At 66.7% G+C, this 19,983-nt stretch carries 19 protein-coding genes; 5 read left to right on the top strand and 14 right to left on the bottom strand.

Annotation, left to right across the window (positions count from 1 at the left end; genetic code table 11):
* The first annotated feature begins 410 nt into the window (after window positions 1–410).
* On the top strand, window positions 411–1,811 hold the full coding sequence (locus AS93_RS0106440) for an amino acid permease (protein WP_027589847.1): 1,401 nt from the start codon (window positions 411–413) through the stop codon (window positions 1,809–1,811).
* A 193-nt stretch (window positions 1,812–2,004) separates the two neighbouring features.
* Complete coding sequence (locus AS93_RS21195; RefSeq protein WP_027589846.1) at window positions 2,005–3,957, top strand: methyl-accepting chemotaxis protein; 1,953 nt, start codon at window positions 2,005–2,007, stop codon at window positions 3,955–3,957.
* 158 nt (window positions 3,958–4,115) lie between these two features.
* On the opposite strand, the gene AS93_RS0106430 is transcribed toward AS93_RS21195, so the two are convergent.
* A complete protein-coding gene (locus tag AS93_RS0106430) occupies window positions 4,116–5,153 on the bottom strand; it encodes a metal-dependent hydrolase (RefSeq protein WP_027589845.1) in 1,038 nt (345 codons plus the stop codon).
* Window positions 5,154–5,294: 141 nt separating this feature from the next.
* Between AS93_RS0106430 and AS93_RS0106425 the strand changes: the two genes are divergently transcribed.
* Complete coding sequence (locus AS93_RS0106425; RefSeq protein WP_027589844.1) at window positions 5,295–6,620, top strand: ferric reductase-like transmembrane domain-containing protein; 1,326 nt, start codon at window positions 5,295–5,297, stop codon at window positions 6,618–6,620.
* Window positions 6,621–6,623: 3 nt separating this feature from the next.
* On the opposite strand, the gene AS93_RS0106420 is transcribed toward AS93_RS0106425, so the two are convergent.
* From AS93_RS0106420 to AS93_RS0106400, 5 genes are all read right to left on the bottom strand, one after another.
* Complete coding sequence (locus AS93_RS0106420) at window positions 6,624–6,995, bottom strand: 4a-hydroxytetrahydrobiopterin dehydratase (protein ID WP_027589843.1); 372 nt, start codon at window positions 6,993–6,995, stop codon at window positions 6,624–6,626.
* A 129-nt stretch (window positions 6,996–7,124) separates the two neighbouring features.
* A complete protein-coding gene (locus AS93_RS0106415) occupies window positions 7,125–8,417 on the bottom strand; it encodes a serine hydrolase (RefSeq protein ID WP_027589842.1) in 1,293 nt (430 codons plus the stop codon).
* A 75-nt stretch (window positions 8,418–8,492) separates the two neighbouring features.
* Window positions 8,493–9,383 (bottom strand): radical SAM protein, encoded by an 891-nt coding sequence (locus AS93_RS0106410; protein WP_027589841.1) that lies wholly within the window; start codon window positions 9,381–9,383, stop codon window positions 8,493–8,495.
* A gap of 72 nt (window positions 9,384–9,455) precedes the next feature.
* Window positions 9,456–9,923 carry a DUF411 domain-containing protein gene (locus AS93_RS0106405; protein WP_027589840.1) on the bottom strand — a complete coding sequence of 156 codons (468 nt, stop codon included), beginning with the start codon at window positions 9,921–9,923 and terminating at the stop codon, window positions 9,456–9,458.
* Window positions 9,924–9,955: 32 nt separating this feature from the next.
* A complete protein-coding gene (locus AS93_RS0106400) occupies window positions 9,956–10,204 on the bottom strand; it encodes a heavy-metal-associated domain-containing protein (RefSeq protein WP_027589839.1) in 249 nt (82 codons plus the stop codon).
* 179 nt (window positions 10,205–10,383) lie between these two features.
* On the opposite strand from AS93_RS0106400, the gene chrA reads away from it, so the two are divergent.
* Complete coding sequence (gene chrA / locus AS93_RS0106395; RefSeq protein ID WP_027589838.1) at window positions 10,384–11,592, top strand: chromate efflux transporter; 1,209 nt, start codon at window positions 10,384–10,386, stop codon at window positions 11,590–11,592.
* Window positions 11,593–11,636: 44 nt separating this feature from the next.
* Window positions 11,637–13,151, top strand: a complete 1,515-nt coding sequence (locus tag AS93_RS0106390) for a phospholipase D family protein (RefSeq protein ID WP_037008648.1) — start codon at window positions 11,637–11,639, stop codon at window positions 13,149–13,151.
* Between the two features lie 30 nt (window positions 13,152–13,181).
* Here AS93_RS0106390 and AS93_RS0106385 read toward each other — a convergent pair whose 3' ends face one another.
* From AS93_RS0106385 to AS93_RS0106350, 8 genes are all read right to left on the bottom strand, one after another.
* Window positions 13,182–13,898, bottom strand: coding sequence for a sulfite exporter TauE/SafE family protein (locus AS93_RS0106385; protein WP_027589836.1), 717 nt, complete (start codon window positions 13,896–13,898; stop codon window positions 13,182–13,184).
* Window positions 13,891–14,103 carry a cbb3-type cytochrome oxidase assembly protein CcoS gene (ccoS, locus tag AS93_RS0106380; RefSeq protein WP_027589835.1) on the bottom strand — a complete coding sequence of 71 codons (213 nt, stop codon included), beginning with the start codon at window positions 14,101–14,103 and terminating at the stop codon, window positions 13,891–13,893. The genes AS93_RS0106385 and ccoS overlap by 8 nt, the downstream gene beginning before the upstream one ends.
* Window positions 14,104–14,126: 23 nt before the next feature.
* Entirely contained in the window at window positions 14,127–16,544 is a 2,418-nt protein-coding gene (locus AS93_RS0106375; RefSeq protein ID WP_027589834.1) for a heavy metal translocating P-type ATPase, read from the bottom strand.
* 10 nt (window positions 16,545–16,554) lie between these two features.
* Complete coding sequence (locus AS93_RS0106370; protein WP_027589833.1) at window positions 16,555–17,052, bottom strand: FixH family protein; 498 nt, start codon at window positions 17,050–17,052, stop codon at window positions 16,555–16,557.
* Window positions 17,053–17,064: 12 nt separating this feature from the next.
* Window positions 17,065–18,471 (bottom strand): cytochrome c oxidase accessory protein CcoG, encoded by a 1,407-nt coding sequence (gene ccoG, locus AS93_RS0106365; RefSeq protein ID WP_027589832.1) that lies wholly within the window; start codon window positions 18,469–18,471, stop codon window positions 17,065–17,067.
* Between the two features lie 132 nt (window positions 18,472–18,603).
* Window positions 18,604–19,527 carry a cytochrome-c oxidase, cbb3-type subunit III gene (ccoP, locus tag AS93_RS0106360; RefSeq protein WP_027589831.1) on the bottom strand — a complete coding sequence of 308 codons (924 nt, stop codon included), beginning with the start codon at window positions 19,525–19,527 and terminating at the stop codon, window positions 18,604–18,606.
* The gene (locus AS93_RS0106355; RefSeq protein ID WP_027589830.1) at window positions 19,524–19,712 is read right to left on the bottom strand and encodes a CcoQ/FixQ family Cbb3-type cytochrome c oxidase assembly chaperone; all 189 of its coding nucleotides are present in this window, start codon (window positions 19,710–19,712) and stop codon (window positions 19,524–19,526) included. Before AS93_RS0106355 ends, ccoP begins: the two co-directional genes overlap by 4 nt.
* Before the next feature lie 6 nt (window positions 19,713–19,718).
* Window positions 19,719–19,983: cbb3-type cytochrome c oxidase subunit II (locus tag AS93_RS0106350; protein WP_027589829.1), on the bottom strand; the 265-nt coding region annotated here is incomplete at its 5' end.

The raw sequence follows: 19,983 nt of genomic DNA, 5'->3' as shown, positions 1-19,983 counted from the left end.
GGGTGGGCCCCTCGATTTATAAAACCAGTGGCTATTGGTCTTATTTCAACCGGGACTAAGCATATCCCTTGCCAAGTTCGAAAAAAACCGTGCAAACCCGGGATTCAGAGCCTCCTTTGACGAATTCGAGGTTTTCGACTAGCCCAGCGCTGCTCTTTTTTGGTGCGCGATCTTGCGCTCAAAGCGCGACGATCATGGCGTTAAGCCACGGCTGGCGTGGGCTGGCTGGATTGGGCAGTTGCGGTGCATGCGGTCGAGAGGCGGCAGGTTGCCGAGGCGCGGGGGTCATGCAACCCGGACCGGCGAGACGGTCCGGTGGACGCCAGCGGTGTACAATGCGCGCCGTTTTTCGTCGAACCCGTCCGCATCCGTGCGCGGACGGCGCTCCGGACCTGCCCACAAGGACACTTATGAGCCACGACACACTGCACGCCGGGCCGCTTACCCGTGGTCTGAAGAACCGCCACATCCAGTTGATCGCCCTGGGTGGCGCCATCGGCACCGGCCTGTTCCTGGGCTCGGCGGGCGTCATGAAAAGCGCCGGTCCCTCGATGATCCTCGGCTATGCCATCGGCGGTTTCATCGCCTTCCTGATCATGCGCCAGCTGGGCGAGATGATCGTCCAGGAGCCCGTGGCCGGCTCTTTCAGCCACTTCGCCCACAAGTACTGGGGCGGCTATGCGGGCTTCCTGTCCGGCTGGAACTACTGGGTGCTGTACGTGCTGGTGGGCATGGCCGAGCTGACGGCGGTGGGCAAGTACGTGCAGTTCTGGTGGCCGGAAATTCCCACCTGGGCCACGGCCGCGGCCTTCTTCGTGCTGATCAACCTGATCAACCTCAGCAATGTGAAGGCGTTCGGCGAGGCCGAGTTCTGGTTCGCCATCATCAAGGTGGTGGCCATCCTGGCCATGATTGGCCTGGGCATCTATCTGCTGGTCACCGGTCTGGGCGGTGAGCAGGCGTCCATCACCAACCTGTGGGCCCACGGCGGCTTCTTCCCCAACGGGGTGACGGGTCTGGTGATGATGATGGCCATCATCATGTTCTCCTTCGGCGGCCTGGAACTGGTGGGCATCACCGCCGCCGAAGCCGCCGAGCCGCGCAAGGTGATTCCCAAGGCCATCAACCAGGTGGTCTACCGCATCCTGATCTTCTACATCGGCGCGCTCACCGTGCTGCTGGCCCTCTATCCATGGGACAGCCTGGTGGCCGAACTCAATGCGGCTGGCGATCCCTACAGCGCCAGCCCCTTCGTGCGCATCTTCTCGCTGATCGGCAGCGACACTGCCGCCCACGTGCTCAATTTCGTGGTGCTTACCGCAGCGCTGTCGGTCTACAACAGCGGCGTGTACTGCAACAGCCGCATGCTCTACGGCCTGGCCGAACAGGGTGATGCGCCGCGTGCCCTGATGAAGGTGAACCGTCGGGGTGTGCCGGTGCTGGCCATCGGTGTTTCCGCGCTGGTGACGCTGCTGTGCGTGCTGGTCAACTACCTGGTGCCGCAGAACGCCCTGGAAATGCTCATGTCCCTGGTGGTCGCCACCCTGGTGATCAACTGGGCGATGATCAGCCTCGCACACCTGAAGTTCCGCAAGGCCATGCTGGCCCAAGGCGTGGCCACGCACTTCAAGGCGCTCTGGTCGCCCCTGGGCAACTACCTCTGCCTGGCCTTCGTGGTGTTCATCCTCGGCATCCTGCTGCTGATTCCGGGCATCCGGGTCTCGGTATACGTGATTCCCTTCTGGTTGCTGCTGATGTGGGTCGCCTACCGCGTGCGCCTGAAGGCGGGTGACCCGCCGTCACAGCGCTGATCTGCTGCTTTAGCGGGCGCCTCCGGGCGCCCGCTTTGTTTGAAGTCCTGCCTTTTTGCAGGGTTTTTCCCTTCCATTTCCCGTTTTTTTTGCTCGCCAGCCCTAAAGTCTGCGGTTTTGAAGTCGATTAGTTGGCGTCAACTTTTGCTGGTGGCTTGGGCCGCCAGCGAAATCGCTACGGGAGCGAGAAAACATGAATGGCATAGGAAGTGTTCTGGCGAACATGGGGGTCGGCCGCAAGCTGCGGATCGGCTTCGGCCTGATCATGCTGCTGACGCTGGCAGTGGCCGGTACCGGCTACTACGCCCTGAACGCCGTCCAGGAACGGGCCAGCCAGATGCAGGCGATCGCCGCTATCGAGCGCGCGGTGGTAGAGGCGTATGCCGCCGAGATCGATTACGAGTCGAATCGCAAGGACCAGGCGCTGCGCAAGGTGCGTGACAGCCTGGCGTCTGCGGCCACGCAGAGCGAGGCGTTGGCGGGAAAACTGGAGGGCGAGGCCCGCCAGCGCATCCTGGCGATTGGTGACGACGCGCGTGCGTTCGTTGTGCAGTTCGACGCGGTCGTAGAGAACTTCAAGGCCGCCGTCCTCCAGCGCCAGCGCATGGAGGAAGCCGCCAACGAGGCCCGTGACGAATTCAGCCAGATCGAACTGGAAATGTACGATGCGGTTCGCGAACTGCGCCTGCTGGGTGACCGACTCAGGGGCAGCGATCCGCTGACCCTGGCGGAGACGGCCTCGGGCCTGAACCAGCGCATGATGGACCTGCGCCTGGCGGAGTTGCGCTACATCCACTTCTTCCGCGAGGAGTTCCTGCAGAACTGGCAGGACCTGTACGCCGAGCAGCAGCGGATCTCAAACAACCTGATCCACTGGCTGGACGATGAGCGCAAGGAAGGTCTGCGTACGGGGCTGCGGTCGCTGGAGCTCTATCGCCAGGCCTTCGAGGAGTTCCGGCAGGCCCGTGACACGCGCCTTGCCAGCAGCGAAGAGATGGGCCGCATCGCCGCCCAGGCGGTCGCCCGGGCTCAGCAAGCGGCAGCCAGCGCCGCGCAGGCGATGGACGCACAGATCACCCGCGTGGCCTTGTTGCTGGCGGGCTTCACGCTGGCCGCGCTGGTGCTGGCCGCGGTGGCCGGTGTGCTGATCACCCGCTCCATCCTGCAGCCGTTGCGGCAGACCGTGGAGATCGCCCGGCGTGTGGCCGAGGGCGACCTGCGTTACGAGAGCAGCGTGAGCCGTCGCGATGAGCTGGGGCAACTGCAAAGCAGCATGGCCAGCATGACGGCCAGCCTGCGTACCCTCGTGGGGCACATCGAGGACGGCGTGCAGCAGATCGCCAGTTCGTCCGAGGAGCTGGCAGCCGTGACCACCCAGACGAGCACCGGCATGCAGTCCCAGCGCCAGGAAACCGAGCAGGCGGCCACCGCCATGCACCAGATGGCCCTGACCGTGCAGGAGGTGGCGCGCAACGCGGAGCAGGCTTCGCAGGCCGCCCATGAGGCGGATAGCGAGGCCCGCCAGGGCAATCAGGTGGTGCAGCGGGCGGTCGGCCAGATCGGCGACATGGCCCGCGAGGTGGAGGAGACCGCGACCGTCATCCAGAGCCTGCAGGCCGAAAGCGGGCGAATCGGCAGTGTGCTGGAGGTGATCCGCGCGGTCGCCGAGCAGACCAATCTGCTGGCGCTCAACGCCGCCATTGAGGCGGCCCGGGCGGGTGAGCAGGGTCGCGGCTTCGCCGTGGTGGCCGATGAGGTGCGCGCGCTGGCGCTGCGCACCCACGACTCCACCGAAGAGATCGAAACCTTGATCGCCAGCCTGCAGGAGATGTCCGACAAGGCGGTGACGCGCATGGAAAGCAGCCGGCGCCTGACCCAGGACACCGTCGAGCTGGCGGGAGCGGCGGGTGGCGCCCTGCAGCGGATTGCCCAGGCGGTGGCCAACATCGAACAGATGAACCAGCAGATCGCCGCCTCCGCCGAAGAGCAGAGCGCCGCCGCCGAAACCATCAGCCAGAACATGGTGCGCGTGCGCGACATCGGCGTGCAGACCGCCGCCGCCAGCGAACAGACCGCCGCCTCCAGCAACGAACTGGCCCGCCTGGGCGTCGAACTGCGCGAGCTGGTGGCGCAGTTCAAGCGCTGAGAGAACGCGCGCGGGCGTGGCCAACGGCGTTCTGGCCACCTTCGCCCCGGCGCGGCGCGCCTTGCTGCGCGTTGGTGGATCGGTGAAGCGCGATCCACCCTACGGGTCTTGCGCCCCCAGACCGGGAGGCACGCCACCGGCGGGCCTTGCGCTGAGCATCAGCGCTCCAGCTCGGCCGCCCATTCGCCCAGCGGCACCGGGGTGTGGGGTTGCCAGATGCGGGTCAGCAGTTGGCCGAGTCGTTCGGCATCGCCCCGCAGGCTGGATTGCCGTTCTACCCAGCGGATGGGCTGCCAGTCGCCGTCACGCCATTCGGCGAGGGCGAAGCGGAACGGGTGGTAGCCGGTCATGCCCAGACGCAGGTCAGTCACCACCAGCTGGTCATCGATGCGGTCGTAGCGCAGCACCCCCTGGGTGAACCACTCCAGGCGCGCGTGCTGGGGCGAGTCCTGCAGGTGGGTACGCCAGGCGGTGCCGCGCGGCAGGGGCTGCAGGTGGGGCGGCTGCCGGTCGAACCAGCCGACCAGCGCTTCGTGATAGTGCTCGCCATCGAGCACCAGCACCCGCCAGAGCAGCGCATTGAATGGCGTCGGCGTGCTGAACAGGCGTTCGGGGGTGATGCCCTGCCGGTCGAGCGCGTGTAGCACTCGGCTTTCGGCCATCTGCTTGCCGGCCAGGGTGAAGGCGAGATACAGGCTCGACAACCCCAGTGCCCAGTAATGCCAGCGCTGGCGGCCTTCGGCGAAGCCGGAAATGCCGGTGACCAGCACCGCGGCCAGCAGCGGCAGGGTGTACAGCGGGTCGATGATGAAGATGCTCGACCAGGCCACGGGTGGAGTGTCCAGCGGCCAGAACAATTGCGTGCCGTAGCTGGTGAAGCTGTCCAGCAGCGTATGGGTGCTGAGCACCAGCCAGACAGTGAAGAACAGCCGGGTGCCGGAGTAGCCCGGGTGGGGTCGCCAGCGTCGCGCCAGCCAGGCGATCAGCAGCGCCGCGCCGGTGAGCACGAACAGCGAGTGGCTGAAGCCACGGTGATAGGTCATCCGGGCCACGGCGTCGCCGTAGTCAATGACCACATCCAGATCCGGCAGGGTGCCGAGCATCGCGCCGTACACCAGCGCCTTGCGGCCTTGCCAGCGACCGAGCAAGGCAGCCTGCACGCCGGCGCCGAGTACGGCCTGGGTAATCGAATCCATGGAAGCGCCCATAACGAAGGGTGCATTACTTTACCACCGCCTTGTCGTCGGGAATTTCATCTCCCTTTGACTTTCGACAGGTCCTGGCCCCGGCCGGGGGGGTAGCCTCGGCAGGTGGTGTGTTCAACCCGGAATTCCAAGATGAAAGTTATCCAGCGCACCTACTGGGTGCTGTTCGCGGTCATCAGCCTGCTCTGGTGGTTGGCTGATGATGTCCTCGCTGCGCGCGGTTTTTTTCCGCTGCGCTCTTCGTTGGTCAACTTCTCAGGACTGCTGGCCATGGGCGCCATGAGCCTGGCCATGTTGCTGGCGGTGCGCCCGGCGCTGCTCGAGCGGCGGCTGGGTGGCCTGGACAAGGTCTACCGGCTGCACAAATGGCTGGGGATCAGCGCGCTGGTGCTGAGTGCCATTCATTGGGGCTGGGCGCAGATACCCAAGTGGCTGGTGGGCTGGGGGCTGCTGGAGAAGCCGGCGCGCAAGGGCCTGGGCGCACCGCAGGAAGGCATCCTCGGCTGGTTCCATAGCCAGCGCGGCCTGGCCGAGAGCATCGGCGAGTGGGCCTTCTACGCGGCGGTGGTGCTGATCGTGCTGGCGCTGGTCAAGCGTTTCCCGTACCGCTACTTCTTCAAGACCCACCGGTTGCTGGCACTGGTCTACCTGCTGCTGGCCTTCCACGGCCTGGTGCTGATGAAGCCGGAATACTGGGCGACGCCGCTTGCTCCGTTGTTCGCGCTGTTCATGCTGCTGGGCTGTATCGCCGCAGTGGTGTCGCTGACCCGGCGCATCGGCCTTCGGCGGCGGGTGCTGGGCGAAGTGCTGGAGCTGGAGCGCCATCCGGACAACCGGGTGCTGCGTGTGACCCTGCGCCTGCAGGACCGCTGGCCAGGTCACGAGGCCGGACAATTCGCCTTTGTCACCTTCGATCCGCAGGAAGGCCCGCATCCCTTCACCATCTCCTCGGCGTGGCGTGAAGACGGCCTGCTGACCTTCCTCATCAAAGCCATCGGCGATTACACCGCTGCCTTGCCGCAGCGCTTGAAGCTGGGTGACCAGGCGGTGGTGGAAGGCCCCTATGGTCGCTTCGATTTCCAGGGGCGCAAGGCGGCGCAGATCTGGATCGGGGGGGGTATCGGCATCACCCCGTTCATCGCGCGCTTGCAATGGTTGGCCAAGCAGCGGCGCGAACAGGCGGTGGACCTCTTCTATTGCACCAGCGAGCCGGATGAGGCCTTCATCGCCCGGTTGCGCCTGCTGGCCCGGCAGGCCGGCGTGCGTCTGCACCTGCTGGTGTCCCAGCGTGACGGCCGCTTGACCCCCGAACGCCTCTGCGAGGCGGTACCCGGCTGGCGCGACGTGGATGTGTGGTTCTGCGGCCCGCTGGCGTTCGGAAACAGCCTGAGGCAGGGACTGGTGGAACGCGGCATGTCGGCCGAGGACTTCCACCACGAGCTGTTCGACATGCGCTGAGCGTCAGACCGGGATGCCATTGCGCAGCCCGGCGGCGTGGCGGGCCAGCTCCTCGGTACGTGCCGCCATGATGAAGTCGTTGTGGTGCAGACCGCCGATCTTGTGGGTCCACCAGGTCACGGTGACCTTGCCCCACTCGGTGAGCAGCGCCGGGTGATGGCCCTCGGCCTCGGCGATCTCGCCAACGGCCTGGGTAAACGCCAGGGCCTGCTGGAAGTTCTGGAAACGGAAGACTTTCTCCAGCTGCATCACACCGTTGCGATCCTGGATGCCCCAGTCCGGCAGTTGCTGGAGGAGGGCCGCCCGCTCGGCATCGGTAACCTGTGGGGCATCGGCGCGACAGGCTTCGCAGTGGGCTTTGCTCAGGTCGGACATGCGGGGCAGCTCCTTGTCTCGGCCGGACGGCGGCCATGGGTGAACGAGAGGTGGCGAGGGCGCACAGCTCATGGACCATGGGCAGTGTGCGCCCGTTCCCCCCGGCACCCAGGGTGTCGATACGCGGTGTCAGCGGCTCATGAGGTGCCTGGCCAGGGCCGCGTAGGCGGGCAGCGAGGTGGGGTCGCTGGCGGCGTTGGCCGCCACCGGATGGCTGGCAAAGCGGGCGATCACCATCTCCGCCGCCGGGTCGATATACAGCGCCTGGCCGTACACGCCCCGGGCCATGAAAGCGCCGTTGGGGTTGTGCGTGACCCACCACATGTTGCGGTAGCTCCAGCCCTGCAGCAGGTCGTAGCCGGCCTTGGCGAAGTCCTCGCGGCTCGCCCCGGCGCGGATGTCGTCCACCACGGCCTGGGGGATGACCTGCTGGCCGTTGTGGCGGCCACCGCTGCGCATCAGTTCGCCGAAGCGGGCGAGATCGCGCAGGCCGGCATTCATGCCGCCGCCGGCGAAGGGGGTGCCTGAGGCATCGACCGAGATATAGGCGTCCTGCTCCGCGCCCAGTCGGCTCCAGATGCGCTCCGACAGCAGCTGCGCCACCGAGCGGCCGCTGACCCGGGCGATGATCCAGCCCAGCGCGTCGGCATTGGCCGTGCGGTAGTGGAAGGCTTCGCCATGCCGCCCCTCCGGGCGCACGGTCTGCAGGAATTCGTAGTAGGAGCGTGGCCCCTGGTAGCCCTCGGGTTTGGGCAACGGGTTGCCGGCTGCGGCATGCGCCCACACTTCGGCGTTGGGGTCGGCGTAGTCCTCGCTGAAACGGATGCCGGTGGTCATGTCCATCACCTGGCGCACCGTGGCGTCGCCGAAGGCGGAGCGAGCCAGCTCGGGGACGTAGTCGGCCACCTTGCGCTGCGGGTCCAGCGTGCCCTCGGCTACCAGCTGCGCGGCCAGGGTGCCGGTGAAGGTCTTGGTGATCGACATGGCGCCATGCTGTCCGGCCGGGGTGAGCACGCCAAAGTAGCGTTCGTAGACCACCCGGCCCTTGTGCAGCACGAGTATGCCGTCGGTGTAGTTGGCCAGCAGGGAGTCGGCCCAGGTCATCGGCTGCTCACTGCCCAGCGGCAGGAAGGTCAGCGCATCGATGTCAGTGCGCAGGGCGCGTTCGAGCGGGGCCGGTGCGTCGAGCCCGCGGGAGATATTCATCGTCGGCATCAGCTGCCGGAAGTTCGACACGCTCCAGCGCAGCTGCGGAAAGCGGAAATAGCTGCCGTCGTCGAAACGCACCTGGCGTTCCGGCGGCGGTGGCGAGCCGACCATCCAGCCCAGGCGGGCGGGGTCGCTGGCGATGGCATCGGGATACGGCTCGGCGGCGCTGGCGGGGCCGGACAGCAGGGCGCAGGCCAGGCCGGCGTAAAGCATCTTGAAAGGGATTGGCGCAGGCATATCGAACTTCCGGGCGTGGCTGGTGGCGGCAGTGTAGCCGAGTGCGCCTGCCTACAGCCCGCGCAACCACTCCGGACGCAGGCCCGCCTGATCGGGCTGGCGGATGGCGTGGCGCACCTGTTCCAGCAGGCGCGCCTTGTCGGCGCCGAGGGTGCCCTTGAGGACCAGGTAATTGGAGGCGTGGTCGCTGCGGAACAGGGTGTCCTTCAGCTCCAGGGCGTCGAGCAGGCGCTCAGTCTCCTCGAACAGCTCGCGCGGGTTCAGCGGCGTGAAGTCGGGGAAGTTCGCGAGGAAGCGCTCCATGCCCTGCGGGAAACTGACCACCAGGGTGGCCAGGAACTCCGGCTGGGTGGCGTTGATCAGTCGGGCGGAGTTGAGGGCGTGCTGGCGGCTGAGGCTGCGGCCGCCCAGCCCGTTGAGCAGCATCACCGAGCGCTGGATGCCGGCTTCGCCGGCCTTCAGCAGTGCGTCCCGGGTGCTGTCGTGGGTCTCGCCCTTGTTGACACGGGCCAGCACCTCGTCATCGCCGGATTCGGCCCCGACATAGATCATGGCCAGACCGGCTGCGCGCAGCGCCGCGAGCTCCGCCACCGACTTGCGCTTGAGATTGCGCGGCAGGCAATAGGCCGTCACCCGCTCGACCGTTGGCAGGTGGGTACGAATGGCCTCCAGGATGCGCAGCAGGCGGTGGGTCGGCAGTACCAGGGCATCGCCGTCGGCGAGGAACACGCGCTGGGCGATCAGGGATTCGCCGCAGCGGCGGATCTCCTCCAGCACCTCCTGCTCGTCACGGGCGCGGAATTTCTTCTGCGGCGCCGTGTACATCTCGCAGTAGGTGCATTGGTTCCAGGAGCAGCCATTGGTGACCGGCAGGATCAGCGAGTGGGCCTCGCTGGGCGGACGGAACACCGGCTCGATGTAATGGATGGGAAAGCGCTGCATCGTCGTGTCGCACGAAGAGGAGAGGGTGCGCAGCTTAGCGCCTGCGCACCCGAAGCGAAACGCGGGAGAGGGTCAGTTGCCCGGGTAGCGGGCGACCACTTCCTCGCGGCCATTGCGGGCCAGGCCGATGACCTCGTAGGCGTCCTGGCGGCCGCCCATTTCCATGCCCGGCGAGCCGATCGGCATGCCGGGGACGGCCAGGCCGCGCAGGTCGGGGCGCTTGCGCAACTCCAGCACCTGCTCGGCCGGCACATGGCCTTCCACGAAGCGGCCGTCGATCAGCGCGGTGTGGCAGGAGGCGAGGCGCGGGGGCACGCCATGCTTCATCTTCACCGCCACCATGTCGGGCTCGACGTGGTCGCGTACCGTGAAACCGTTGTCCTCGAGGTGGGCGATCCAGTCCTTGCAGCAGCCGCAGTTGGCGTCGCGATGGACGTCGATGACCAGTTGATCGACCACGGCCTCCTCCTGACAACCGCCAAGGAGCAGCAGGGTGGTCAGGGCGCCGAGGCGCAGGCTACGGGAGAAGCGTTGACGCATGGAAAAATCCCCGATTAAACGAAATGGATAGATCAGCCGCAGCAGCCGCCACAGCAGCTGCCGCCGCTCTTGCGGCCGCCGGCCAGGCGGGCCGGATAACCGGCATCGTCGAGCGCGGCGATCAGCGCGGCGCTGTCTGCGTCACCGGTGATGCGTACGCGACCACCGGCCAGATCGACCTCGACGTTCTGCACCCCGGCCAGCGGGCGCAGGGCCTCGTCGACGTGCTTGGCGCAGTTGCCGCAGGTCATGCCTTCAACCATCAGTTCGATAGCAGTCATGGAAAATACCTCAAAGTGCAATGCCGGGGCGTTATCCTCGTCCTTGCCACCGTGGCAAGGTCAAGCGCCGGCGGGTGGGGAAGTGCTGCGTAGTCTGCTGCCGCCCGCCGGTTTTGGGCATGATCTCCATCAAGTCCGCGCTGGCCTATGATGCCGCCGTCTTACAAGGGAGCCTGTCGATGCAGTCGAGCGAAACGGCCCGGTCCGATACCTGGTGGACCGTGTTCAAGGTGTTTCTGCGCCTGGGGCTCACCTCCTTCGGTGGTCCGGTTGCTCATCTGGGCTACTTTCATGCGGAGTTCGTGCGGCGGCGTCAGTGGTTGAGCGAACGCGGTTACGCCGATCTGGTCGCCCTCTGCCAGTTCCTGCCCGGTCCGGCCAGCAGCCAGGTGGGCATCGCCGTCGGGCTGGCGCGGGCGGGATATCGCGGGGCGCTGGCCGCCTGGGCGGGCTTCACCCTGCCTTCGGCGCTGCTGCTGATCCTGTTTGCCCTGGGCCTGGCGGTGTGGGGCAGTGTGCTGCCGAGCGGGCTGTTGCACGGGCTCAAGGTGGTGGCGGTGGCGGTGGTGGCCCAGGCGGTGTGGGGCATGGCGCGGGTGTTCTGCACGGACCGCGTGCGCCTGGCGCTGATGCTCGGCGCGGCGGTGGTGCTGTTGCTGTGGTCTTCGGCGCTTGGGCAGGTCACGGTGATTCTGCTGGCGGGGCTGCTCGGCCTGCTGCTGTTCAAGCCCGATTCGGCCGAGGCGCATCAACCGCTGGGCATTCTGGTTAGCCGGCGCACGGCGGTTTTCCTGCTCGCATTGTTCTTCGTGCTGCTGCTGGCGCTGCCGCTGCTGGCGCAGCTGTGGCCGCTGCCCTGGCTACAGCGCGTCGATGCCTTCTACCGGGCCGGCGCGCTGGTGTTCGGCGGTGGTCATGTGGTGCTGCCACTGCTGCAGGCCGAGGTGGTCGGCAGCGGCTGGGTGGGCAGCGAGGCCTTTCTGGCCGGCTATGGTGCCACCCAGGCGGTGCCCGGTCCGCTGTTCACCTTTGCGGCATTTCTGGGCGCGGCCATGGAGCAGCCGCCGACCGGCTGGCTGGGCGGGTTGCTGTGTCTGGTGGCGGTGTTTGCGCCGTCCTTCCTGCTGGTGATCGGCGCATTGCCGTTCTGGGAGCGCCTGCGCGCCAACCGGCATACCGGGGCGGCGCTGCAGGGGGTGAACGCCGCCGTGGTCGGCGTGCTGCTGGCGGCGCTCTACGATCCGGTCTGGACCAGCGCCATCCTCGGCCCGGCCGACCTGGCTCTGGCGCTGGCGGCCTTGCTGGCGCTGATGGTGTGGAAACTGCCGCCCTGGCTGCTGGTGCTGGGCTGCGGCCTGGCCGGTTGGGCACTGGAGGTACTGCTGTGAACAAACAGGTGGGAACCGCATGGCGCCGCGGGTGGTTGCCGGGCATGTGCGCCCTGCTGCTCTGCGGGTGTGGCGGCCTGCCGACCCTGGAGACGCGTACCGCGTCACAGGCGCTGGGCGAAGAGGAATCGGCCGGCACTGCGCTGGGCCGGGCGCTGGCCCCGGAACTGGCGGCCCATCCCGGACTGAACGGCATCTGGACGCTGGCCGACGCCCAGGACGCCTTCGCCGCCCGGGTGCTGCTGGCCCGCACTGCCCAGCGCACCCTCGACGTGCAGTATTACATCTGGCGTCAGGACATGACCGGCACGCTGCTGTTCGAGGCGCTGCACGAGGCGGCCGAACGGGGTGTGCGGGTGCGCCTGCTGCTGGACGACAACAACACCCGCGGCCTGGATGCGGCCCTGGCGGCTCTGGATGCGCACCCCAACATGGAGGTGCGGCTGTTCAATCCGTATGTGCAGCGCAAGGTACGGCTATTGGGCTTGCTGACCGATTTTTCACGCGCCAACCGGCGCATGCACAACAAGTCGTTCACCGCCGACAACCAGGCGACGGTCCTCGGCGGGCGCAACGTCGGCGACGAATATTTCGGTGCTACCGACGGGGTGCTGTTCGCCGATCTCGACGTACTGGCCGTCGGACCGGTGGTCAAGGCGGTGTCGGACGATTTCGACCGCTACTGGGCCAGCGATTCCAGCTACCCGGTGGCTGGCTTGCTGCCCGCCGTGGATCCCACGCATCTGCGCGAGCTGGTCGAGCAGGCGTCGCTGATCGAGCGCGATCCGGCCGCTGCGATGTATGTCGAGGCGGTGCGCAACAGTGACTTCATCCGCCGGCTGTTCGAGCAACGCCTGGACCTGGAATGGGTGCCGGTGCGGCTGGTCAGCGACGACCCGGCCAAGGGGCTCGGCCTGGCGCCCCGCGAGGCGCTCTTGCCGCACCAGTTGAAGGAAATCCTCGGTACGCCCCAGCAGCATCTTCAGCTGGTGTCGCCTTATTTCGTTCCGACCCGCAGTGGCGTGGAGGCGTTTGCGGCGATGGCGGCGCAGGGCATCGATGTGCGGGTGCTGACCAACTCGCTGGATGCCACCGACGTGGCGCCGGTGCACGCCGGCTACGCCAAATGGCGCAAGGCGCTGTTGCAGGCCGGCGTGGAGCTGTACGAGATGCGTCGTACTGCCCCGGACCACGAGCCGCCGCCGAAAGGCGGGCCCTTCGGTAGCTCAGGCTCCAGCCTGCATGCCAAGACCTTTGCGGTGGACGGGCAGCGGCTGTTTGTCGGTTCGTTCAACTTCGATCCGCGCTCAAGCCACCTCAACACCGAGCTGGGTCTGGTGATTGATAGTCCACGTCTGGCGGAGCAGATCCGTTCGGCCTTCGAACAGGCGGTGCCCGCCAATGCCTACCGGGTCCGGCTCGACGAGGCGGGACGGCTGTACTGGCAGGAGCAGGCGGGGCCGCAACAGCGGGTCTATACCCGGGAGCCGAACAGCGGCCTACTCAAGCGTGCCGCAGTGCGGGTGCTGTCCTGGCTGCCGATCGACTGGCTGTTGTAGGTGCGGTAGGACCGCAACTGTCGTGTCGCCCTACCGGGCCGGCGCGTGCTGCTGATGCTGGCCGCCATGGCCCATCAGCCAGTCCTGGTGCGGTCCGGGCAGGGTCCACAGGCCAAACAGGATGACCAGCAGGCCGCCGGCGATGCGCACGCCACGGCGGCGCAGCAGGGCGGTGATGCGCTCCGCGGCCAGGCCGGTGGCCAGCAGCACCGGCCAGGTGCCCAGGCCGAAGGCGAGCATCAGCAGCGCGCTGTCCAGGGCATCGCCCTGGCTGGCCGCCCACAGCAGGGTGCTATACACCAGCCCGCAGGGCAGCCAGCCCCACAGGGCGCCCAGCGTCAGCGCCTGCGGCAGGCCATGCACCGGCATGAAGCGCCGGGTCAGCGGCTGGATGAAACGCCAGAGGCCCTTGCCCAGCGCCTCGATACGCGTCAGCCCGCTCCACCAGCCGGCCAGGTACAGGCCCATGGCGACCAGCAGCAGCGCGGCGACCACGCGCATGGCGGTGGCCGCCGGGCTGTTGGCCAGCGCCCAACCGCCCAGGCCGAGCAGCAGGCCGGCAGCGGCGTAGCTGAGGACGCGACCGAGGTTGTAGCCCAGCAGCAGTTGCAGGCGGCGGCCGCGCTGTTCCGGCGGGATGGCCAGGGTCAGCGCGCCCATCAGGCCGCCACACATGCCCAGGCAGTGCCCACCGCCCAGCAGGCCGAGGATGAATGCGGAAATCAGTTGCGGCGCGAGTTCAGGCACTGGGCTTGTCCTGATCCTTGCCGGCATCCTGATCCGCCTTCTCGACCCCGGCCTTGTGGTTGGGGTCGTCATCGTCGAACAGGATGCTGTGGGCCGGGCTGTCCAGGTCGTCGTACTGGCCGCTGTTGACGGCCCAGAAGAACAGCCAGATGGCCAGGCCGACCACGATGACGGCCACGGGAATCATGTAGTACAGGGCGGCCATGGGATACCTCCGGTAGAGAGCGCTCAGTGGGCAGCTTCGGCAGGCAGGCGGGCCAGGCGCAGGGCGTTGACCACCACCAGCAGCGAGCTGATGGACATGCCCAGCGCGGCCCACGCCGGCGTGACCCAGCCGACGGCGGCGAAGGGCAGGATAAGGCCGTTGTACAGCATTGCCCAGCTGAGGTTCTCGATGATGATCCGCCGGGTGCGGCGCGCCACGGGTAGGGCGCGGGTCAGGCTGTCCAGGCGGTTGGACAGCAGCACCGCGTCGGCGCTGGTCTTGGCCAGGTCGGTGGCCGAGCCCATGGCCACGCTGATGTCGGCGGCGGCCAGCACCGGCACGTCGTTCACCCCATCGCCCAGCATCAGTACCTTGCGGCCTTCGGCATGCAGCTGTTTGAGCACGGCGAGCTTGTCGTCCGGCGTCAAGCCGCCACGGGCGTCCTCGATGCCGAGCTGGCGGGCGATCTCGCCGACCATCGGCGAGCTGTCGCCGGACAGCAGCAGGATGCGCCAGCCGCGGGCGCGGCAAGCGTCCAGCAGGGCCGGAGCATCGTCGCGCAGGCGATCATCCAGCACCAGCCAGGCCAGCGGGCCCTGTTCGTCACCGAGCAGCAGCCACTGGCCGTGGTCGCCAGGAATCGCCGGCGCGGGCTGGCCGGCGAGGGCGCTGACGAAATCCGGCTGGCCGATGCGCAGGCGGCGCTGTTCGACCACGCCTTCCAGGCCCAGTCCGGGGTGGCTGTCGACCTGCTCGGCGGCCTGGGCGGCGCGGCCGAAAGCTTTGGCGATGGGGTGTTCGGAGCGGTTCTCCAGGGCGGCGGCCAGCGCCAGGCACTGGTCGGCATCCAGCTCGCGCAGCGGGTGGATGCCGCGCAGGGTCAGGCGCCCCTCGGTCAGCGTACCGGTCTTGTCGAAGATCACCGTGTCGATCTGGTTCAGCCCTTCCAGCACGTGGCCCCGGGTGAGCAGCAGACCGAGCTTGTGCAGGCTGCCGGTGGCGGCGGTGAGGGCGGTCGGCGTGGCCAGCGAAAGGGCGCACGGGCAGGTGGCGACCAGCAGGGCCAGCACGATCCAGAAGGCCCGGTCACTGTCGATTTGCCACCAGACCAGGCCGACCACGGCGGCCGCCAGCAGCACGCCGATCAGGAACCAGTGGGCGACCTGGTCGGCCAGTTCGGCCAGGCGCGGTTTCTCGCTCTGCGCGCGCTCCAGCAGGCGCACGATGGCGGACAGCCGAGTGTCGTCGCCTAGCGCCTGCACTTCGACGGTCAGCGGGCCTTCGACGTTCAGGGTGCCGGCGGTGACACTGTCGCCGACGCCGCGCGGCTGCGGCAGGTATTCGCCGGTGAGCAGGGATTCGTCAACGCTCGACTGGCCGCTGAGGATGCGTCCGTCGGCGGGCAGCAGAGCGCCGGGTTGTACCTGCACGCGGTCGCCGATGCGCAGCTCGCTGAGCAGGATGCGCTGCGACTGATCCTGTTCATCCAGGCGCAGGCAGGACGCCGGCAGCAGGTTGACCAGTTGCGCGGTGGCCGCCGCCGTGCGCTCGCGGGCGCGGCGTTCCAGGTAGCGGCCGGCGAGCAGGAACAGGGCGAACATGCCCACGGCATCGAAATAGAGTTCGCCTTCGCCGGTCAGCGTCGACCAGATGCCGGCCAGGTAGGCGCCGCCGATGGCCAGCGATACCGAGACATCCATGGTCAGGTGCCGCGTGCGCAGGTCGCGCAGCGCGCCACGGAAGAACTGGCCGCAGCAGTAGAAGACAATCGGGGTGGTGAGGATCAGCGCGGTCCAGCGCAGGATCACATGGAAGCTGTGCGACAGGTCGAGGTTGAACTCCGGCCAGGTGGCCATGGTGGCCATCATCACCTGGAACCACAGCAGGCCGGCCACGCCGATCTGCTTGAGGGCGCGGCGGTTTTCCTCGGCCAGCGTCTCGGCCGCGCGGTCGGGACGGTAGGGGTGGGCCGCGTAGCCGATGCGCCGCAGGCTCTGCAGCAGTTCGCTGAGCGGCACCTGGCTGTCGGACCAGCGTACCTGCAGGCGATGGTTGGAGAGGTTCAGGCGCGCCTCGGCCACCGCCGGCAGGCCGCGCAGGTGTTTCTCGATCAGCCAGCCGCAGGCGGCGCAGCTGATGCCTTCGACCAGCAGGGTGGTTTCCGCCAGCTCGCCTTCGTGCTGCACGAAGGGCTGCTGCACCTCGGCGCGGTCGTAGAGCGCCAGTTCGTCGGTGAGCACCTGGGGCAGCGCTTCGGGGTTGGCCGAGGGTTCGCTGCGGTGGCGGTAGTAGCTCTCCAGGCCGCCGCCAACGATGGCTTCGGCCACCGCCTGGCAGCCCGGACAGCAGAATTCGCGGCTTTCGCCCAGAACGGGCGCGACAAAGCGGCTGCCGGCGGGAACCGGCAAGCCGCAGTGGAAGCAGGGAACGGGACTGCTCATCGGGGCGGAATCAGTTTTCCAGCGTGAGCGGTTGTCCCGGGATCACTTCCTTCTCCACATACAGGCGCCAGGGTTGGCCACCTTCCTGACCCAGCAGCTCGACGAAGCGGCGGCCGGACACGCTGTCCTGCAGGAAGCCCTGGTAGAGGCCGTCACCCTTCGGTTGCAGGATGACGCGGCGATCCTTTTCGGCCTGGGTCGGCGAGATCAGGTTCAGTTCCAGCTGCTGCGGGTTGCTGAAGCCCACCAGCTGCAGGTTGGCGGTACCGGTCTCGTCGTCCAGGGTCAGGGTGGCCGAGAGGTTCAGCTTCTTGGCCAGCTTTTCACGCTCCAGCGAGGCATTGATGCCCTTGCCGACGTCGTAGTAGTTGGCCACCACCGGGACGTCGGGGTTCATCGTCGCGAAGGTCAGCAGGCCGAGACCCAGAACCACGGCGAACGCCAGGATGGCAATGACGAACCAGGCCCAGAACTCCTGGTACCAACGACTTTCGGTTTTCGACTGCATGCGGAACCTTACTTAGCGAATGGTCGGGCCGATGAAACGGCTCTCGGCCTCGTTGTGGATGGTCTGATCGTCCGTTGCCTTGACGCGGAAGACGATGTTGTTGGTGCTGGACGGCAGCTTCTCCGGTTCGATGGACAGCTCGGCGGGGATGGACAGCACCTCTCCGGCGGCCACCTGCACTTGCTGGCGACCCTCGAACGCCAGGCCCGGCAGGCCGTCGACTTCGATCACGAAGGATTTGTCGACCTGCGCCTTGTTCATGATCTTCAGGGTGTAGACGTTCTCGATGTTGCCTTCCTCGTTCTCGCGGTACAGCACGCGGTCCTTGAGGACGTCGATCTGCACCAGCGGGCGGGCGGTGAGCGCCCAGGAGAACAGGCCCATCATGACCAGCAGTGCCACGGCATAGCCGACCAGGCGCGGACGCAGCAGATGCGTCTTCTGCCCGGACAGGTTGTGCTCGGTGGTGTAACTGATCAGGCCACGCGGGTAGCCCATCTTGTCCATGATGCTGTCGCAGGCGTCGATGCAGGCCGCGCAACTGATGCACTCGATCTGCAGGCCGTTGCGGATGTCGATGCCGGTCGGGCAGACCTGCACGCATACCGTGCAATCGATGCAGTCACCCAGGCCCTGGGCCTGATAATCGGCGCCCTTCTTGCGCGGACCACGCTTTTCGCCACGGTTGGCGTCGTAGGAAACGATCAGCGTGTCCTTGTCGAACATCACGCTCTGGAAGCGGGCGTAGGGGCACATGTAGATACACACCTGCTCGCGCAGGAAGCCGGCGCTGCCGTAGGTGGCCAGGGTGAAGAAGCCGATCCAGAAGGCGGCCCAGCCGTCGACGTTGAGGCTGAGCAGATCGGGAACCAGTTGGCGGATCGGGGTGAAGTAGCCGACGAAGGTGATGGCCACCAGCACGGCGACGGCCACCCAGATGGCGTGCTTGGCCACCTTGCGCAGCAGCTTGTTGGCGCTCATCGGCGCCTTGTCCAGCTTCATGCGCTGGTTGCGGTCGCCCTCGGTGACCTTTTCCGCCCACATGTACACCCAGGTGAACACGCTCTGCGGGCAGGTGTAGCCGCACCAGACGCGGCCGGCGAACACGGTGATGAAGAACAGGCCGAAGGCACAGATGATCAGCAGCCACGACAGCAGCATGAAGTCCTGGGGCCAGAAGGTGGCACCGAAGACGTGGAACTTGCGCTCGGGCAGGTCCCACCAGACGGCCTGACGACCATCCCAGTTCAGCCAGACCGTGCCGAAGAACAGAATGAAGAGGAACGCACCGCCGAAGCGGCGGATGTTGCGGAACACGCCGGTGAACGCTCGGGTGTAGATCTTCTCGCGTTTGGCGTAGAGGTCGACGTTTTCACCTTTGGCGGGTGTCACGTCACGAACGGGGATCTGCTCACTCATCATCAGGTACCACTTTGCGGGGTGGGGCTCCAGCCGATGCGTTGTCGGATGGAATCATTTGGCCTGCTGCCAATGGTACGCCTGATGTATGCGCTTTCGGTGCGACCCCGGGTCGCACCGAAAGTATTTTTCTTATTGAGCGTCAGCAGCTTGCTGCGACAGGCTGTACACGTAGGCGGCCAGCAGGTGCACCTTGTCATTGCCCAGGAAGGCTTCCTGAGCGGGCATCTGGCCGTTACGACCGTGACGGATGCTCTGCTGGACCTGGGCGAAGCTGGAACCGTACAACCATACGCGGTCGGTCAGGTTCGGAGCGCCCATGGCCTGCAAGCCCTTGCCGTCGGGGCCGTGACATACTGCGCAATTGGTCTGGTAGATCTTTTGACCTGCGGCAAGGTCCACGGCGATTCCTTCCGGCTGCTTCAGGTCGGCCAGGCTGCGCACGTAGGCGGCGGCGTTCTTGACGCCTTCTTCGCCGATCACGTCTTTCCAGGCCGGCATTGCGGCCTGGCGGCCGTGCAGGATGGTGGTCTTGATGGTTTCCGGATCACCACCGTACAGCCAGTCGTTGTCGGTGAGATTCGGGAAGCCATAGGAGCCCTTGGCGTCGGAGCCATGGCACACCGAGCAGTTGGAGGCGAACAGGCGGCTGCCCATCTTCAGGGCCTGCTCGTCCTGGGCGACTTCCTCCAGCGGCATGGCGGCGTACTTGGCGAACAGCGGGCCGTATTGCTCGTCGGCCTTGGCCATTTCCTTCTTCCACTGGTTCACGCCGGTCCAGCCATCTTCATAGCCGGGCAGGATGCCCTTGTAGTTGCCCAGGCCCGGGTAGAGCACTAGATAGCCCAGGGCGAAGATGATGGTGGCCACGAACAGCATGAACCACCAGCGCGGCAGCGGGTTGTCGTACTCTTCGATGCCATCGTAGCTGTGGCCGGTGGTTTCCTCGACGTTGTCGGGGCGCTGGCCCTTGCGGGTGGCGAACAGCAGCCAGGTCAGCGCGGCGATGGTGCCGAGGCTGAGGATGCTGATGTACCAACTCCAGAAACTGGTCATTCTTTGTTACTCCGGGAAGCTTCTTCGTCGCGCTTCTTGGGTTCGGACTCTTCGTCGGCGAAGGGCAGGTTGGCCGCTTCGTCGAAGCTCTTCCTGCGCTTGCTGTTGTAAGCCCAGAGAACCACGCCGATGAAGGCGATGAAGACGACCAGGGTGCCCAGGCCGCGAATGAGTCCGATATCCATAGTGCGTTACCGTTTGTTCGAGAGGGAGGTGCCGAGCACTTGCAGGTAGGCCACCAGGGCGTCCATTTCGGTCTTGCCCTTCACGGCTGCCTTGGCGCCTGCGATGTCCTCGTCGGTGTACGGCACACCCAGGGTGCGCAGTGCTTCCATCTTGGTGGCGGTGTCCTTGCCATCGAGACGGTTCTCCACCAGCCAGGGGTAGGAGGGCATCTTCGATTCGGGCACGACGTTGCGCGGGTTGTACAGGTGGGCACGGTGCCAGTCGTCGGAG

The sequence above is a fragment of the Pseudomonas sp. RL genome (genome assembly GCF_000647775.1).
Lineage (GTDB): Bacteria > Pseudomonadota > Gammaproteobacteria > Pseudomonadales > Pseudomonadaceae > Serpens > Serpens flexibilis.
This window is presented reverse-complemented; position numbering and strand designations above follow the sequence as displayed.

Coding starts and splice junctions, on each gene's coding strand:
- AS93_RS0106440 (WP_027589847.1), top strand. CDS start 411: ATGAGCCACGACACACTGCACGCCGGGCCGCTTACCCGTGGTCTGAAG.
- AS93_RS21195 (WP_027589846.1), top strand. CDS start 2,005: ATGAATGGCATAGGAAGTGTTCTGGCGAACATGGGGGTCGGCCGCAAG.
- AS93_RS0106430 (WP_027589845.1), bottom strand. CDS start 5,153: ATGGATTCGATTACCCAGGCCGTACTCGGCGCCGGCGTGCAGGCTGCC.
- AS93_RS0106425 (WP_027589844.1), top strand. CDS start 5,295: ATGAAAGTTATCCAGCGCACCTACTGGGTGCTGTTCGCGGTCATCAGC.
- AS93_RS0106420 (WP_027589843.1), bottom strand. CDS start 6,995: ATGTCCGACCTGAGCAAAGCCCACTGCGAAGCCTGTCGCGCCGATGCC.
- AS93_RS0106415 (WP_027589842.1), bottom strand. CDS start 8,417: ATGCTTTACGCCGGCCTGGCCTGCGCCCTGCTGTCCGGCCCCGCCAGC.
- AS93_RS0106410 (WP_027589841.1), bottom strand. CDS start 9,383: ATGCAGCGCTTTCCCATCCATTACATCGAGCCGGTGTTCCGTCCGCCC.
- AS93_RS0106405 (WP_027589840.1), bottom strand. CDS start 9,923: ATGCGTCAACGCTTCTCCCGTAGCCTGCGCCTCGGCGCCCTGACCACC.
- AS93_RS0106400 (WP_027589839.1), bottom strand. CDS start 10,204: ATGACTGCTATCGAACTGATGGTTGAAGGCATGACCTGCGGCAACTGC.
- chrA (WP_027589838.1), top strand. CDS start 10,384: ATGCAGTCGAGCGAAACGGCCCGGTCCGATACCTGGTGGACCGTGTTC.
- AS93_RS0106390 (WP_037008648.1), top strand. CDS start 11,637: ATGTGCGCCCTGCTGCTCTGCGGGTGTGGCGGCCTGCCGACCCTGGAG.
- ccoS (WP_027589835.1), bottom strand. CDS start 14,103: ATGGCCGCCCTGTACTACATGATTCCCGTGGCCGTCATCGTGGTCGGC.
- AS93_RS0106375 (WP_027589834.1), bottom strand. CDS start 16,544: ATGAGCAGTCCCGTTCCCTGCTTCCACTGCGGCTTGCCGGTTCCCGCC.
- AS93_RS0106370 (WP_027589833.1), bottom strand. CDS start 17,052: ATGCAGTCGAAAACCGAAAGTCGTTGGTACCAGGAGTTCTGGGCCTGG.
- ccoG (WP_027589832.1), bottom strand. CDS start 18,471: ATGAGTGAGCAGATCCCCGTTCGTGACGTGACACCCGCCAAAGGTGAA.
- ccoP (WP_027589831.1), bottom strand. CDS start 19,527: ATGACCAGTTTCTGGAGTTGGTACATCAGCATCCTCAGCCTCGGCACC.
- AS93_RS0106355 (WP_027589830.1), bottom strand. CDS start 19,712: ATGGATATCGGACTCATTCGCGGCCTGGGCACCCTGGTCGTCTTCATC.